This window comes from Marinobacter sp. (assembly GCF_041686475.1).
Lineage (GTDB): Bacteria > Pseudomonadota > Gammaproteobacteria > Pseudomonadales > Oleiphilaceae > Marinobacter.
In genome coordinates, this window is the sequence record NZ_JAWLDU010000011.1 from 47,097 (window position 1) to 61,773 (window position 14,677).

A 14,677-nucleotide genomic window follows, 5' to 3' on the forward strand; every position below is an offset into this window, starting at 1 on the left:
CAACTTGTTGTTTTTTTGCTTTTGGGGAAGCCAGTGCGGTTTCCCCTTTGCGATAGAAAAATAGGGAGGTTTGACCATGGAGACTCGTACTGACGATCTGTACCCCACCCGGCTTGAGCGCCCCAACGCAAGTTTCGATCGCCTTGACCCGGTGGTCCACAGTAGCGGTCGAGACCGCACCGACGGCCCGCTGAGCGAGACCGAACTGGCTCAATACGAAAGAGACGGCTTCCTGGTATGCAACAACTTTCTCGATGCCATGACAGTGCAGCGTTTCCGTGACGACCTGCGAGCCTACGAGAACGACACCACCATACTGCACTCAGAAGGCACAATCACCGAGCCGGGCAAGCAGGAAATACGTTCGATTTTCGGCATCCACGAACTCTCTGATCGTTTTGACCGGCTGACCCGGGACCGTCATATCCTGGGAATGGTGCATCAGTTGCTGGGAAGCAATGCCTATATCCACCAGTCCCGCATCAACTTCAAGCCCGGGTTCCATGGCAAAGGCTTTGACTGGCACTCGGATTTCGAAACCTGGCATGCGGAAGACGGTATGCCCCGTATGCGCTCCGTCAGCTTTTCCATTGCTTTGACTGACAACACGCCGTTCAATGGGCCATTGATGCTCGTGCCGGGTTCCCACAAGACCTTTATTCCCTGTGTCGGTCGCACGCCCGAGGACAACTACCAGTCATCCCTGAAAAAACAGGAGTTGGGCGTGCCGGCGGACCAGGATCTCGACCGGATGATCGATCAACATGGCATCCAGGCGCCTACTGGCCCTGCAGGCTCGCTGATCATTTTTGAATGCAACACCCTGCACGCCTCCAACGCCAATATGTCTCCCTGGCCCCGGAGCAACCTGTTCTTCGTCTATAACAGTGTGGAGAACCAGCTGTTAGAGCCGTTCTGCGGCAACAAACCAAGGCCGGAGTTCCTGGGCAACCGCGCCCGGACGGAGGCACTCCAGTCAGTGGATAACCGGCATCACCGCAGAACCGGGTAACGAAAGACCGCCGGAAACAAAAACGGGAGCGATACCCGGTTCCCGTTTTGCCCGCATGGTGACGGGAATAATTGAGATTCAACCCGGACAGCAATAACGTACCGGCCACGAACACCATTGTCAGCGGGGCAAGCAGCCACATGACCGACTGACCACGCATCGGACAAACGCTCGCGGTTGATGCCTGCGCTTATTTACCGATGCAGAAACTGCTGAAAATCTTGCCCAGCAGTTCATCTGGCGTCATTGCACCGGTAATCTCTCCCAGGGCGTCCTGTGCTGCACGCAGGTCTTCTGCCAGCAACTCGCCGGCACCAAACCCGTTCAGTTGCTGCTCCCCCTGCCGCATGAAATCCCGAGCCCGCTCCAGCGCATCCAGGTGGCGGCGGCGGGCGATGAATCCTCCTTCTGTAGTACTGGCAAATCCCACGCACTGCTTCAGGTGATCCCGTAAATCCTCGAGTCCATCGGCAGATCGGGCGGCAATACGGATGACCGGAGCCGCCGCTTCGTCGGATTGTTCAATACCAACGGGTTCACCGGTCAGATCCACCTTGTTGCGGATCACCGTAAGTGGGGCTCCCTGAGGTAACTGATCAATAAAGTCCGGCCATAGCCGGTGCGGTTCGGTCTCCGGTGTGGTGGTGGCATCCACCATCAAGAGGATACGGTCCGCCTGGCGGATTTCCTCCCACGCCCGGGCAATGCCGATCTGTTCCACCTCATCGGGGCTGTCCCGCAGGCCGGCAGTGTCGATAATGTGCAGGGGCATGCCATCGATGTGGATATGTTCCCGCAGCACATCCCGGGTAGTACCCTCAACGGCGGTGACGATGGCCGCTTCGCGACCTGCCAGGGCATTGAGCAGACTGGACTTGCCGGCGTTCGGCCGCCCGGCAATAACCACCTTCATGCCATCCCTGAGAATCGTGCCCTGCTGGGCTTCCGCAAGAATAACGTCCAGATCCCCCATGATCGCCTGGAGATCGTTGGCAACTTTGCCATCCGCCAGGAAATCGATTTCCTCCTCGGGAAAATCAATGGCGGCTTCCACATAGATCCGCAGGTGGGTAATGGCATCAACCAGGGCATCAATCCGGCGGGAGAACACACCCTGTAACGACCGCACCGCGCAACGGGCCGCCTGCTCGGAACTGCTCTCAATCAGGTCGGCAATGGCCTCTGCCTGGGTAAGGTCAAGCTTGTCGTTGAGAAAGGCTCTTTCGGAAAATTCACCGGGCCTGGCCAGGCGGGCTCCAAGTTCGCAGACGGTTCTTAATAACAGATCCAGGATAACCGTGCCGCCGTGCCCCTGTAGCTCGATTACGTCCTCGCCGGTGAAGGAATGGGGATTGGGGAAAAACAGCCCGATACCTTCGTCGATCAGCTCGCCGTTGGTGTCCAGGAACGGACCATAGTGAGCGTACCGGGGCTTTGGCCTGAATCCCAGCATCTGCCGGGCAATGGCGGCTGCATCCGAGCCGGAGACCCGCACGATACCGACACCGGACTGGCCCGGTGCTGTAGCAATGGCGGCAATGGTATCGGTGGCATTGAACATATTGTAGTCCCCTGAAACAGCAGAGGCTCCCGGAAGGAGCCTCTGTGATTACTGGCTTTGATCGTGCCCTGTCAGCTCTTCTTGGTGGCCATTTCCCCTTCGATCTTGCGGGTAATATACCACTGCTGGCTGATGGACAGGATGTTGTTAACCAGCCAGTACAGTACCAGACCTGCCGGGAACCAGAGGAAGAAGACTGTAAAGACAATTGGCATCATCTTCATGATCTTGGCCTGCATAGGGTCCGGTGGTGTCGGGTTCAGGCTCATCTGCAACATCATGCTGGCACCCATCAGGATCGGCAGGATGAAGTAGGGATCCATTACCGACAGATCGTGAATCCACAGCATGAAGGGGGCATGGCGCAGCTGCACACTTTCGAACAGGACCCAGTACAGGGAAATGAACACCGGCATCTGTACCAGTATCGGCAGACAGCCACCCAGGGGATTTATTTTCTCCCGTTTGTACAGTGCCATCATTTCCTGGGACATTCGCTGACGGTCGTCGCCGTAGAGCTCCTTCAGCCTTGTCAGCTGAGGCGCCACAGCTCGCATTCTCGCCATGGAACGGTAACTGGTTGCCGAGAGCTTGAAGAACACGGCCTTGACCAGAACCGTCAGCAGGATGATCGCGACACCCCAGTTGCCCACCAGGCCGAAGAACCAGTCCAGAATGAGGAATAGCGGCAGGGCAATAAAGAACAGGAAGCCGAAATCAACGGTGCGATCCAGGTTCGGTGCGACCTCTTCCAGACGTTCAATGATCTTGGGACCGACATAGGCCCGGGCTGATACTTCTGCGGTTTCTCCCGGCTGAACCTGAGTGGCGGGATATACAAACCCCATCACATGGAGCGGGCCGCGCTGGGTGGACTGAAACTGTGCCGGTTGATCCCGCTCAGGTACCCATGCCGCCAGAAAGTAGTGCTGGAGAAAAGCCAGCCAACCATTGGTGACGGACTGATTGACAGGTTCGTCGGTCAGGTCATCAAAATCGTACTTTTCGTAGGGGTCTTCCGGGGTGCTCACAACCATGCCCAGAAATGCCCTGATGCCCAGGCTGTTTTGCGCGGTTGGATCAGGCGCCTGATCCCTGACAATCTTGCCAGTCATGTTGGCCTGCCAGACATCGTCGGACTGGTTATCGATCAGATAGCGGACATCGATTTCATAGCTGTCACGGGCAAACCGGTACCGTTTGGTGATTTCCACATCATTATCGGTGGTATAGCTCAGATCTACCGTCAGCGAATCTTCGCCTTCCTCCAGTTCGAATTCACTGGCAGAGACATCGTAAACCGGCGCGTTTCCGTTGCGTTTGCTGTCGATACCATCACGGCCGATAAGACCGCTTTCCATGATGTAGGTGCGCCGGTTGGTATTGGTCAGGATCCGCAGGGATTCTTCACTGTCTAGAGAGCGATCGTATTGGAGCAGGGAACTCTCGATGAGATTACCGCCTAACCGATCAATTTTCAGTTCGTAGACGTCGGTACGCACGGTAATTAGCTGATCGCTGACTTCCACCGAACCATTTCCGGTACTGCCAATGGCTTCGCTGTCGCCTTCCGGCGTGGTGAACTCTTCTTCGGAAGATTCAGAGCCGTCTGCGGATTCGTCCGGCAGTGTCAGGTCATCGCTGTCTCCTGACTGGGCACTGGAACTGGTCTCCTCGGCTACCTGCTCGGTCTGGGGCTGGTTATAGTCTTCATTCCAGGCAAGAACCATCAGGTAACTGACAATGGCCAGGCCGGCAAACAATACAATGCGTTGAATATCCATAAACTTACTGTTTGGTCTGGTTAGTGTTATGGGTTTGGCTGGCCGGCCCGCAGCAGGTGGTCGGTATTACCTCACTGCAGACTTCAGTGCCCGGAACGGGATCATACCCGCCTTTCCCCCAGGGATGACACCTCAGAAGACGTTTCACCGAAAGAAAAAGGCCTTTTATCGCACCATGGGTGGTTATGGCTTCAATAGCATACTGGGAACAGGTCGGATAGTGACGGCAGTGGCTGGCCATCATGGGGCTGATTGCGTACTGGTAGACTCGGATGGGCAGGAGCAACAGTTTGCGCATTAACCCGTTCCTTTGCCGGTACCGGAATGTTCCGATGTTGAGGGTTTCTGGAGCTGGTGGTGTTTCTTCCTGAGACGAGACCAGAGCTCCGTCAGGGTAGCATTGAGCGTTTGATTATCAAGCTCGATCAGCCCTCTGCGCCCGAGTACCACAATGTCCAGAGCAGGGAAGTCTGTCTGATGCCTGAAAGTTTCCCGAACCCTGCGTTTTACCCGATTGCGCTGGACCGCGAGTTTGAGATTTTTCTTGGAAAACACCAGTCCGATCCTGGCACGCCCCAGGGTGTTGGGTGTTGCCAGGATCAGAAAATTCCGGTGCGGAACCCTGATTTGAACGTCATCGAAGACTTTGCCGTAATCGCCGGGTTTCAGCAACCTGGATGATTTGGGAAAGGTCAAAGCCTTCATCAGGCGGTCAATGTCTTACGCAGACAAACGGGCACGGCCCTTTGCACGACGGCGGGAAATAACCTTGCGGCCGTTGGCAGTAGCCATGCGGGCACGGAAACCGTGAACGCGCTTACGCTTCAGTACGCTTGGTTGAAACGTTCTTTTCATGGTGTCGATCTCACATTACGGGTATTTGAAATTCAATAGTTGACTGGAAAATGATCAGCCAAAACAGGAGCGGCATTCTATGCAATGTGGCCAGGGAATTCAATGCCTATTGTTTACGTCATACGCCTATCGGGAAACGGCCCGGAAAGTGTTGGTTAGTAATAGATTCAGTAAGTCTTTTTTAATCTCTTTAAAGACTATTATTACTGTTATTACACAGGCCATTTTCTGTGGATAAGCGGAAAAAAAGCCTTAAAACCGAGGATCTGGGGAGCATGAAAGTCAGTTGACAAGTGCCGGTGAGGCCTGTGTATAACCGAGGCAGGACATGTGGGTAACATGGCCTGAGGTAAACAGGGTGATTTATGCACCGTAGTTATAGGGGTTGTGCACAGGGTTGGGGCCGGGTTGCGAACAGGGGGTTGTGGGTAACTGACGTTGCTTTTATTTTCTGTACACAAGCCTGTAGGTAAGTCTGTAAAATAATGAAAATAAACAATTTAAATTTCCACAGGCTGTTTATTAAATGCTTTTGACCCTTTCACTCGAGGGGTGCTCAGGTTAGAATCCTTTGTCATCTCTTTCGTCGGGTCATGGAGATCCGTTACGAGTAATTTCTGAGGCATCGGAGGCAAGACTGTCGTGCCGAATAATATCTGGCATCAGTGTCTGGAAGTACTCCGGGACGAGTTTCCCGCTCAGCAATTCAATACCTGGCTACGGCCCTTGCAGTCTGATCACCGTGAGGGTCAGCTGATGCTGTTTGCGCCAAACCGTTTTGTGATGGACTGGGTTAATGAAAAATACCTCAGGCGAATAGAGGAAGTGCTGAAAGATCTGCACGGCGGCCAGGCACCGCTTGTTAATATGAAGGTGGGTTCGGCGCCAAAAACGGCGGAACTGGTTGTTCGTTCAGAAACGGCTGTTAACGGTGCTGCTTCCGAGCAGGAGTCGGCCGGTACGGTGACGGAGGAGGAAAAAGGAATCGCGGCTACCGTGAATCCCCGCTCAGCCAGGTCAAAAACCGATAGCCGGCGGCCGGTACAGGTTGAGGGTGATATCAAGCACCAGAGCTTTCTTAATGAGGGTTTTACTTTCGATACCTTCGTGGAAGGCAAGTCCAACCAGCTCGCCAGAGCAGCCTCCATGCAGGTTGCGGAAAATCCAGGAGGTGCCTACAACCCGTTGTTTCTCTATGGCGGCGTGGGTTTGGGCAAGACCCACCTGATGCATGCCATTGGCAATGACATCGTACGTCGCAATCCAAGGGCAAAGGTGGCTTACCTGCGTTCTGAACGGTTTGTGGCCGACATGGTCAAGGCGCTGCAGCTCAACGCGATTAATGAGTTCAAACGCTACTACCGGTCTGTCGATGCGCTGTTGATCGATGATATCCAGTTTTTTGCCCGCAAGGAGCGTTCGCAGGAAGAGTTTTTCCACACCTTCAATGCGCTGCTTGAAGGCGGTCAGCAGGTTATTGTTACCTGTGACCGTTTTCCAAAAGAGATTGTGGACATGGAAGAGCGGCTCAAGTCGCGATTCGGCTGGGGCCTTACCGTCATGGTTGAGCCACCGGAACTGGAAACCCGGGTGGCTATCCTGATGAAAAAAGCCGATCAGGTGAATGTAAAACTCAGCAGTGAGGCTGCGTTTTTTATTGCCCAGAAAATCAGATCAAACGTACGTGAGCTAGAAGGGGCGCTTCGTCTGGTGATAGCGAATGCTCACTTCACTGGCTCGGAGATTACTCCGCCGTTTATCCGGGAAAGCCTCAAGGATCTGCTGGCACTGCATGAAAAGCAGGTGAGTATTGATAATATTCAGCGCACCGTGGCGGAGTATTACAAGATCAAGGTCTCTGACCTGTTATCGAAACGGCGTACCCGGACGGTTACCCGGCCAAGGCAGGTTGCGATGTCGCTTGCCAAGGAGCTGACCAACCACAGCCTACCGGAAATCGGCGACGCTTTTGGTGGCCGTGACCACACAACAGTGCTTCATGCCTGCAAGAAAATTGTGGAACTCCAGGAGACAGACCCGGGGATCCGCGAGGATTATCAGAACTTTATGCGGTTGCTTACAACCTGACCGGTTCTGTGAACAACCAATAAACATTCACCTTCCAATAAAAGAATGCTGAGTGCCATGAAACTGACGATCAGCCGAGAATCCCTGCTAACCCCGCTGCAATCCATCGCTGGTGTAGTGGAGCGCAAACAGACCATGCCGGTGCTGTCCAACGTATTGCTGGTGGCAGAGGACAATACCCTTATCCTTACCGGAACCAATATGGAGGTTGAGCTCGTGGGCCGGGTTTCACCGGTACATGTTGACCAGCCGGGGCGTATTACCGTACCTGCAAGAAAGCTTTCCGACATCTGCCGGGCATTGGGTGATGAAGCGCCCATCGAACTGGCACTGGAGGGTGATCGCCTGCATCTGCGTTGTGGCGCCAGTCATTTTACGCTGTCGACCCTGCCCGCAGAGCACTTTCCCAACGTTGAGGACGAAGCCGAAAGTTTCCGGCTTGAGCTTCCCCAGAAGGAACTGAGCAGGATGTTCGATGCCACCGCGTTTGCCATGGCGCAGCAAGACGTTCGTTACTACCTCAACGGCTTATTGCTGGAAGTGGACAAAGACCACGTACGCACGGTTGCCACGGACGGCCATCGTCTGGCCATGGCGCATTTTGACCTGCCGACAGGGTGTCCGGAACCGCGCCAGGTGATTGTACCGCGCAAGGGTGTGCTGGAGCTGTCGCGCCTGCTGGATGATGTTGACACCCCGGTTACACTGGTAATCGGAGACAACCACCTGCGAGCGACTGTTGGATCCTACACCTTCACCTCGAAGCTGATCGAAGGCAAGTTCCCCGACTACAACCGGGTAATCCCACGAGGTGGTGACAAGATTGTACTGGCGGACAGGGCGACGCTGAAAAATACCCTTCAGCGTGCCGGTATTCTGTCCCATGAAAATATCCGTGGTGTGCGGCTGAACCTGGCTCCCAATGAACTCCAGGTGTTTGCCAATAATCCGGATCAGGAGCAGGCTGAAGACGCATTGCCTGTGGAATACCAGGGCGAATCACTGCAGATCGGATTCAACGTAGGCTACCTGGTGGACGTAATGAACGCGCTGGAGGAGGACCAGGTGAAAATTACCCTGGCGAATCCCAACAGCAGCGCCCTGATAGAAGCCCAGAACGACAACCGCTGCCTCTACGTTGTTATGCCCATGCGGCTGTAGAAGACAATGTTTACGGGATAAGGAATAGAACATGGGAACGGTGACGAACAGTCTCAAAGGTGCCTTTCGAATCGGCCAGACCTTGTCTGTACTTGGTCGTACCGGTGCAAACTGGGTCCGTGGTGACAGACCTCCGGCGCCTCGTCTGCTGCGGCAAACGTTCGAATCTCTGGGCGCCACCTATATAAAGCTGGGTCAGTTTATCGCCAGTTCACCCACGTTCTTCCCCAAAGAATACGTTGAGGAATTCCAGTACTGCCTGGACCGTACGCCCAACCTTCCGTTCAGTGTGATCAAAAAGATCATCAGGGATGAACTTGGGCGTCCCATTGAAGAAGTCTATTCCGATATTGATCCGGTGGCGCTTGCGTCTGCGTCCATAGCGCAGGTTCATGCCGCGAAACTGGTTACCGGCGAGGATGTGGTGATCAAAGTACAGAAGCCTGGTGTGGAAAACATTCTTCTCACTGATCTTAATTTTCTGTATCTGTCTGCCAGGATTCTGGAAACGCTGGCTCCGAAGCTGTCCTGGACATCACTGTCCGGAATCGTCGAGGAAATCCAGCGGACCATGATGGAGGAGTGCGACTTCATCAAGGAGGCTAACAACCTTAAAGTGTTCCGTGAGTTCCTGCTCAACACCCATAACGAGGATGCTACTGTTCCCCTGGTGTATGAAAGCTGCAGCACCCGCCGGATTCTCACGATGGAGCGATTCCACGGTGTGCCGCTTACGGACCTTGAAAGTATTCGCGGTTATGCGCGGGACCCGGAACGAACTCTGATCACTGCCATGAACACCTGGTTCTCAAGTCTCACTCAGTGTGAATTTTTCCATGCGGACGTTCATGCCGGTAATCTGATGGTGCTGAAAGATGGGCGCGTTGGATTTATAGATTTCGGCATTGTAGGCCGTATACGGCCGGATACCTGGCAGGCCGTCAGTGATTTTATTTCCTCCGTGATGGTTGGTAACTTCGACGGGATGGCGGATGCCATGATTCGTATCGGCATTACCCATCAGAAGGTTGAGGCCAGCGAACTGGCAAATGATCTTCGCCTTCTTTACCAGCAAATGGACAAGATGGTACCCGATGAGGTGCCTTATCAGCCGGATCAGGCTGAAGATGATGTGAACAACATCCTTATGGACATGGTAAAGATAGGCGAAGGACACGGCCTTCATTTCCCGAGGGAGTTTGCGTTATTGCTGAAGCAGTTCCTGTATTTCGATCGCTATGTCCACATACTGGCGCCTGAAATGGATGTCTTTATGGATGAGCGTCTGACCATGCTTCACTGATCGCGTTCATCTACAAGGTTTTGTACACTGGGGCAGCGTCGCCGATAGGCACGCTGCCTTTTTCGTTCCGTCTCCCCTGTTAATGGCTTATCGTGACATATGGCGCTCGTTAAATTGCACACGGAACACTTCCGCAATCTTGTCTCTGCGCCAATCAGTTTTTCACCTTCCATGAATCTGTTATTTGGCGAGAACGGTAGTGGTAAAACCAGCGTTCTCGAGGCTATTGGCTATCTTGGTCTGGGCCGTTCGTTCCGGGTCAGTCGTCACCAGGCGGTGGTAAGTCACGGGCAGCAGAAGCTGACAGTTTTCGGGGGTCTGGATACGGGGATAGCCGATGACAATCCGCCAGCCGGAGAACTCAGTCACCGGGTTGGCATTTCCAGGGATGTCCTGGCTAAGGAGACAACACTCCGTGTAGACGGGGAACCGGTCCGAAATCTGTCCTCCCTTGCTCTGCACCTTCCGGTATCGGTTATCGACCCCGGTGTATTCGATATAGTTGCAGGCGGCCCTGGTAAACGACGCCAGTTTCTGGACTGGGCAGTGTTCCACGTGGAACCTTCCTTTGCCTCCGTATGGCAACAATGCCAAAGAGTCACACTACAGCGGAATCAAGTCCTCAGAACTGGTAGAATAGATGATGCGCTGATGAAGGTCTGGGACTCCCAGTACACGGAGTTGGCAGAGCGTCTTACAAAAGCGCGGAAAGACACCTTTCTGTTGTTCACCAGGGCCTTCGACAGCCTCCTTGGCGAGATTGACGCACCCTGGGTTGACGGACTCAAGCTTGATTTTTATGCAGGTTGGGACTCGTCCCAGTCCCTGTTTGATGTGTTAAAAGCACATCGGGAGCAGGAACAGAAGATGGGTCATACATTGTATGGGCCCAATCGCGCCGATATCCGATTGCGGTTCCAGGGCCGTCCGGTATCGGAGACCTTCTCCCGGGGACAACAGAAAACGCTGGTCATATTAATGAAGATTGCTCAGGGCATGGTATTGAGCGATCTGGAGAAACAGGTCACCTTTCTGCTGGATGACATAAACGCAGAACTGGATGTGGGGCATCGGGCCATGCTGGCACAGAAGCTGTACGAATTACGATGCCAGGTTTTCCTGACCTCGATAGAGCCTCCGCGACCTGAGGAGCTTTGGCAAGATACGATGCCCGAATACAGATTGTTCCACGTGGAACACGGAAAATTGACGGAAGAATAGAACAAGGCCCGGTTGAGCCACTTTATATCTCTGCAGCCGAGGTAATGGTTTCAGGCCGGGAAATTACCCCTTCAGGAGTGCCCTAATGAGCGAATCGAACTACAATTCCTCCAGTATCAAGGTATTGAAAGGACTGGACGCGGTGCGGAAACGGCCCGGCATGTACATCGGTGATACCGATGACGGTACCGGACTGCATCACATGGTCTTCGAGTTGGTGGATAACTCAATTGATGAAGCGCTCGCTGGGCATTGTTCCGAAATCGGAGTGATCATTCATGCGGACGAGTCAGTCACCGTAAAGGATAACGGCCGCGGTATTCCCGTTGATCTCCACGAGGAAGAGGGTGTATCTGCCGCAGAAGTTATCATGACCGTTCTTCATGCCGGCGGTAAGTTCGATGACAACAGCTACAAGGTTTCCGGGGGCCTGCATGGTGTCGGCGTTTCCGTCGTAAATGCCCTTTCTTCTTCCCTGACCCTGACCATTCGTCGCGATGGCAAAGTCTATGAGCAGGTCTACAACGGTGGTGTGCCGAAAGCTCCTCTGGGTGTCGTCGGCGATACCGATGCCAGTGGTACCAAGGTTCATTTCATCCCCTCTCCAGAGACATTTACAAGTATCGAATTTCACTGGGATATCCTAGCCAAGCGGTTGCGGGAACTGGCGTTTCTGAACAGTGGTGTGCGCATCCGCCTGCAGGATGAGCGGTCCGGCAAAGAGGAAGTATTTGAATACGAGGGTGGTTTGCGGGCTTTTGTCGAGCATCTGAACTCTAACAAGACACCGATCAACCGGGTATTTCACTTCATCAAGGAGCGCGAAGACGGTATTGCCGTTGAAGTGGCCATGCAGTGGAACGATGCCTTCCAGGAAAACATCTACACGTTTACCAACAACATTCCCCAGCGGGATGGTGGTACTCACCTGGCAGGATTCCGGGCCGCCCTCACCCGTTCGCTGAATAACTACATTGAACACGAGGGCCTGGGCAAGAAGGCAAAAGTCAGTACCTCTGGCGATGATGCCCGCGAAGGTCTGACCGCGATCATCAGCGTGAAGGTACCGGATCCCAAATTCTCATCCCAGACCAAGGACAAACTGGTTTCGTCCGAAGTGAAGACGGCGGTCGAGCAGGAACTGTATCAGTCGTTTGCAGATTTCCTTCAGGAGCAGCCCAACGAGGCCAAGTTGATCGTCAACAAGATGATCGAAGCTGCCCGCGCCCGTGAGGCTGCCCGTAAGGCACGGGATATGACACGCCGCAAGGGAGCACTTGATATCGCCGGGCTGCCGGGCAAACTGGCAGACTGCCAGGAAAAGGATCCCGCCCTGTCAGAACTGTTCATCGTGGAGGGTGATTCTGCCGGCGGCAGTGCCAAGCAGGGGCGTGATCGTAAAACCCAGGCGATTCTTCCGCTCAAGGGCAAGATTCTGAACGTGGAGAAGGCGCGATTTGACAAGATGTTGTCATCGGCCGAAGTGGGTACACTGATCACTGCCCTGGGCTGCGGTATTGGCCGGGAAGAATTCAATCCTGAAAAGCTGCGTTACCATTCGCTGATTATCATGACCGATGCGGACGTGGATGGCTCCCACATCCGTACCCTGTTGCTGACCTTCCTTTTCCGCCAGATGCGGGAAATCATTGAGCGCGGCCATGTATTCATTGCCATGCCGCCATTGTACAAGGTCAAACGCGGCAAGCAGGAGCAGTATCTGAAGGATGAAAAGGCCAAGGAAGCCTACCTGACACAGACCGCTCTGGAAGGAGCCCAGCTTTATGTGAACCCCGAAGCGCCTGCCATCAAGGATTCTGCACTGGAAACCATGGTCAAGGATTACCAGGCAGTGATGGCAATGATCGATCGCCTGTCCCGCGCCTATCCTGCCAAGGTTCTCCGGCAGATGCTGGATAATGTGACCCTGAAACCGGAAGACCTGAAGGATGAGGAAGCGGTGGCCCGGTGGGTTGCCCGCCTGGGTGAAGGCCTGCATCTGGACACCCGCACCGGCACCAAATACACCTTCTCGGTGGAAAAGGATACCGAGCGCAATCTCTACCTGCCAAAGGTGGTGATCTACGTCCACGGTATTCCCCACAACCACGTCTTCAGCCATGAATTCTTCGAGTCATCTTCCTACTCTGCCATTGCGCGGATGGGGGAAACGCTGGACGGCCTGGTGGAAGAGGGCGCCTATATCCAGCGTGGTGAGCGTAAACAGACGGCGCTGTCCTTTGCCGGTGCACTGGATTGGCTGATGAAGGAAGCTCAGCGTGGTCTGAACATTCAGCGCTACAAGGGGCTGGGCGAGATGAATCCGGAGCAGCTGTGGGAAACGACCATGGATCCTGAAACCCGTCGCATGATGAAAGTGACCATTGAGGATGCTATTGCGGCAGACCAGATCTTTACTACTCTCATGGGTGACGATGTGGAGCCACGTCGGTTGTTCATCCAGAACAATGCTCTGGAAGTGACTAACCTGGATATCTGACGTTACCGGGGAATACCGCGAGGCGTGCCCTGTGTTGTTGGCAGGGTTACAAAAAAAGCGGCCAGATGGCCGCTTTTTTACTTAAAAACAATAGCTTGAAATCCAAAGGCCAGTGGTCAGGGATCCTGTCGACCGGTGGTTGAGTCCGGCGACTTGCTCTCGTGCTGGGCTGCCAGGTGCGGCGCCATGACTTCTTCGAGGGTGTAGCCGGTAAGGCGGCGGATGGTGCGCCATAAATAATAGAAAATGGCGATCATCATGATCATCGATGGAATCGCAATCATTGGATAACTCACCAGGGTCATTCGTCCCAGCTCTTCGTTAAACGCCTGGGTTCCAGACGGGCTGGTGACAATCCACTTGGCCAGCACAAAGTTCATGATGGAGGAAAACAGGAACGTCAGGCTGAAGAAGTAGCTTGCCTTGAGCAGCCTTGCCTCGAACTCTGCCTCGCTTCCCCGCTCTTTCAATACACCCTGGATCTTGTCCACATCCAGCACCGTGGGGTTATACAGCAGCGTTTTTACCAGAGGGTATCTGGTCCGGGTGGAGATAAGCACGGCAATGCCAATGACTGCAGGAACGGCGGCTTCCTTGATCGCCAGCCAGCCTGCATCCAGTTCCATCAGGCCGATACCACCGGTAAGCCCGACACTGATCACACCCAGTACTGCAATAAAGTTGTACTTGCGGTAGCGCACAAGTTCGAACAGCCCCCAGCCCAATGGGAAAGCAAGCCCGATAATCAGGGCCATCACGCTACCCAGGTATTCATCACCACTCAGTTTCATCAGAATAACTGAGGGAATAATGATGCTTACAAGCAGGTCTACCCAAGGCCTGGGCTTGTGAGTGGGTCTTGTCTGGGGTTCCGCGGAGGTCATAAATCAGCCTGAAGGTTCGGGGAAGCAATGCTGGTATGAGTCCAGCATACCGAAAAAGTTCTCAGGCAGTATACGATGAAACCACCACAAACCGAAGGATAGCCGAAGCAGCCGCCCTTGCGGTATCGACATTGTTAGTGTCATATAACTGAAACACGTGCGGAAACAGGATCGGTTAAGCTGGCAGCCGTCATCCGGAAAGGGCTTCGGGAGGAAGCATGAAGATCATAGCGTTTTACAGCCTCAAAGGTGGTGTGGGTAAAACCGCAGCGGCTGTAAACATCGCCTACCTCGCCAGCCAGGCTGGT

13 protein-coding genes are annotated in these 14,677 nt (G+C 54.1%); 7 read left to right on the forward strand and 6 right to left on the reverse strand.

The features are described from left to right. Positions 1 to 76 precede the first annotated feature (76 nt). Positions 77 to 1,012, forward strand: a complete 936-nt coding sequence (thpD, locus tag ACESMB_RS04465) for an ectoine hydroxylase (RefSeq protein WP_372970994.1) — start codon at positions 77 to 79, stop codon at positions 1,010 to 1,012. A 190-nt stretch (positions 1,013 to 1,202) separates the two neighbouring features. Here the strand turns inward: thpD and mnmE are convergent, their stop codons facing one another. From mnmE to rpmH, 5 genes are all read right to left on the reverse strand, one after another. After that, positions 1,203 to 2,573, reverse strand: coding sequence for a tRNA uridine-5-carboxymethylaminomethyl(34) synthesis GTPase MnmE (mnmE, locus tag ACESMB_RS04470; RefSeq protein WP_372970995.1), 1,371 nt, complete (start codon positions 2,571 to 2,573; stop codon positions 1,203 to 1,205). Positions 2,574 to 2,644: 71 nt separating this feature from the next. Then, positions 2,645 to 4,357 carry a membrane protein insertase YidC gene (gene yidC, locus ACESMB_RS04475; RefSeq protein ID WP_372925334.1) on the reverse strand — a complete coding sequence of 571 codons (1,713 nt, stop codon included), beginning with the start codon at positions 4,355 to 4,357 and terminating at the stop codon, positions 2,645 to 2,647. A 4-nt stretch (positions 4,358 to 4,361) separates the two neighbouring features. Continuing rightward, entirely contained in the window at positions 4,362 to 4,655 is a 294-nt protein-coding gene (gene yidD / locus ACESMB_RS04480; RefSeq protein ID WP_372925335.1) for a membrane protein insertion efficiency factor YidD, read from the reverse strand. Then, a complete protein-coding gene (gene rnpA / locus ACESMB_RS04485) occupies positions 4,655 to 5,062 on the reverse strand; it encodes a ribonuclease P protein component (protein WP_372925336.1) in 408 nt (135 codons plus the stop codon). The genes yidD and rnpA overlap by 1 nt, the downstream gene beginning before the upstream one ends. A 15-nt stretch (positions 5,063 to 5,077) precedes the next feature. Continuing rightward, positions 5,078 to 5,212 carry a 50S ribosomal protein L34 gene (gene rpmH, locus ACESMB_RS04490; RefSeq protein ID WP_008172542.1) on the reverse strand — a complete coding sequence of 45 codons (135 nt, stop codon included), beginning with the start codon at positions 5,210 to 5,212 and terminating at the stop codon, positions 5,078 to 5,080. A gap of 642 nt (positions 5,213 to 5,854) precedes the next feature. Between rpmH and dnaA the strand changes: the two genes are divergently transcribed. The 5 genes from dnaA to gyrB all read left to right on the forward strand — a co-directional run bounded on the left by dnaA (position 5,855) and on the right by gyrB (position 13,485). After that, positions 5,855 to 7,300 carry a chromosomal replication initiator protein DnaA gene (dnaA, locus tag ACESMB_RS04495; RefSeq protein WP_372925337.1) on the forward strand — a complete coding sequence of 482 codons (1,446 nt, stop codon included), beginning with the start codon at positions 5,855 to 5,857 and terminating at the stop codon, positions 7,298 to 7,300. A 57-nt stretch (positions 7,301 to 7,357) separates the two neighbouring features. Continuing rightward, complete coding sequence (gene dnaN, locus ACESMB_RS04500; protein ID WP_372925338.1) at positions 7,358 to 8,461, forward strand: DNA polymerase III subunit beta; 1,104 nt, start codon at positions 7,358 to 7,360, stop codon at positions 8,459 to 8,461. A 31-nt stretch (positions 8,462 to 8,492) separates the two neighbouring features. After that, positions 8,493 to 9,764 carry an ABC1 kinase family protein gene (locus ACESMB_RS04505; RefSeq protein ID WP_372925339.1) on the forward strand — a complete coding sequence of 424 codons (1,272 nt, stop codon included), beginning with the start codon at positions 8,493 to 8,495 and terminating at the stop codon, positions 9,762 to 9,764. A gap of 99 nt (positions 9,765 to 9,863) precedes the next feature. Next, a complete protein-coding gene (gene recF, locus ACESMB_RS04510; RefSeq protein WP_372925340.1) occupies positions 9,864 to 10,985 on the forward strand; it encodes a DNA replication/repair protein RecF in 1,122 nt (373 codons plus the stop codon). Between the two features lie 85 nt (positions 10,986 to 11,070). After that, on the forward strand, positions 11,071 to 13,485 hold the full coding sequence (gyrB, locus tag ACESMB_RS04515) for a DNA topoisomerase (ATP-hydrolyzing) subunit B (RefSeq protein ID WP_372925341.1): 2,415 nt from the start codon (positions 11,071 to 11,073) through the stop codon (positions 13,483 to 13,485). 116 nt (positions 13,486 to 13,601) lie between these two features. Here the strand turns inward: gyrB and ACESMB_RS04520 are convergent, their stop codons facing one another. Then, a complete protein-coding gene (locus ACESMB_RS04520; protein ID WP_372925342.1) occupies positions 13,602 to 14,369 on the reverse strand; it encodes a VC0807 family protein in 768 nt (255 codons plus the stop codon). Between the two features lie 218 nt (positions 14,370 to 14,587). Between ACESMB_RS04520 and ACESMB_RS04525 the strand changes: the two genes are divergently transcribed. Beyond that, a partial coding sequence (locus tag ACESMB_RS04525) for a ParA family protein (RefSeq protein ID WP_372970997.1) occupies positions 14,588 to 14,677 on the forward strand: 90 nt, incomplete at its 3' end.

What these genes read in the sequence shown, in the direction of transcription:
- thpD (WP_372970994.1), top strand. Translation starts at nt 77, where the DNA reads ATGGAGACTCGTACTGACGATCTGTACCCCACCCGGCTTGAGCGCCCC.
- mnmE (WP_372970995.1), bottom strand. Translation starts at nt 2,573, where the DNA reads ATGTTCAATGCCACCGATACCATTGCCGCCATTGCTACAGCACCGGGC.
- yidC (WP_372925334.1), bottom strand. Translation starts at nt 4,357, where the DNA reads ATGGATATTCAACGCATTGTATTGTTTGCCGGCCTGGCCATTGTCAGT.
- yidD (WP_372925335.1), bottom strand. Translation starts at nt 4,655, where the DNA reads ATGCGCAAACTGTTGCTCCTGCCCATCCGAGTCTACCAGTACGCAATC.
- rnpA (WP_372925336.1), bottom strand. Translation starts at nt 5,062, where the DNA reads ATGAAGGCTTTGACCTTTCCCAAATCATCCAGGTTGCTGAAACCCGGC.
- rpmH (WP_008172542.1), bottom strand. Translation starts at nt 5,212, where the DNA reads ATGAAAAGAACGTTTCAACCAAGCGTACTGAAGCGTAAGCGCGTTCAC.
- dnaN (WP_372925338.1), top strand. Translation starts at nt 7,358, where the DNA reads ATGAAACTGACGATCAGCCGAGAATCCCTGCTAACCCCGCTGCAATCC.
- ACESMB_RS04505 (WP_372925339.1), top strand. Translation starts at nt 8,493, where the DNA reads ATGGGAACGGTGACGAACAGTCTCAAAGGTGCCTTTCGAATCGGCCAG.
- recF (WP_372925340.1), top strand. Translation starts at nt 9,864, where the DNA reads ATGGCGCTCGTTAAATTGCACACGGAACACTTCCGCAATCTTGTCTCT.
- gyrB (WP_372925341.1), top strand. Translation starts at nt 11,071, where the DNA reads ATGAGCGAATCGAACTACAATTCCTCCAGTATCAAGGTATTGAAAGGA.
- ACESMB_RS04520 (WP_372925342.1), bottom strand. Translation starts at nt 14,369, where the DNA reads ATGACCTCCGCGGAACCCCAGACAAGACCCACTCACAAGCCCAGGCCT.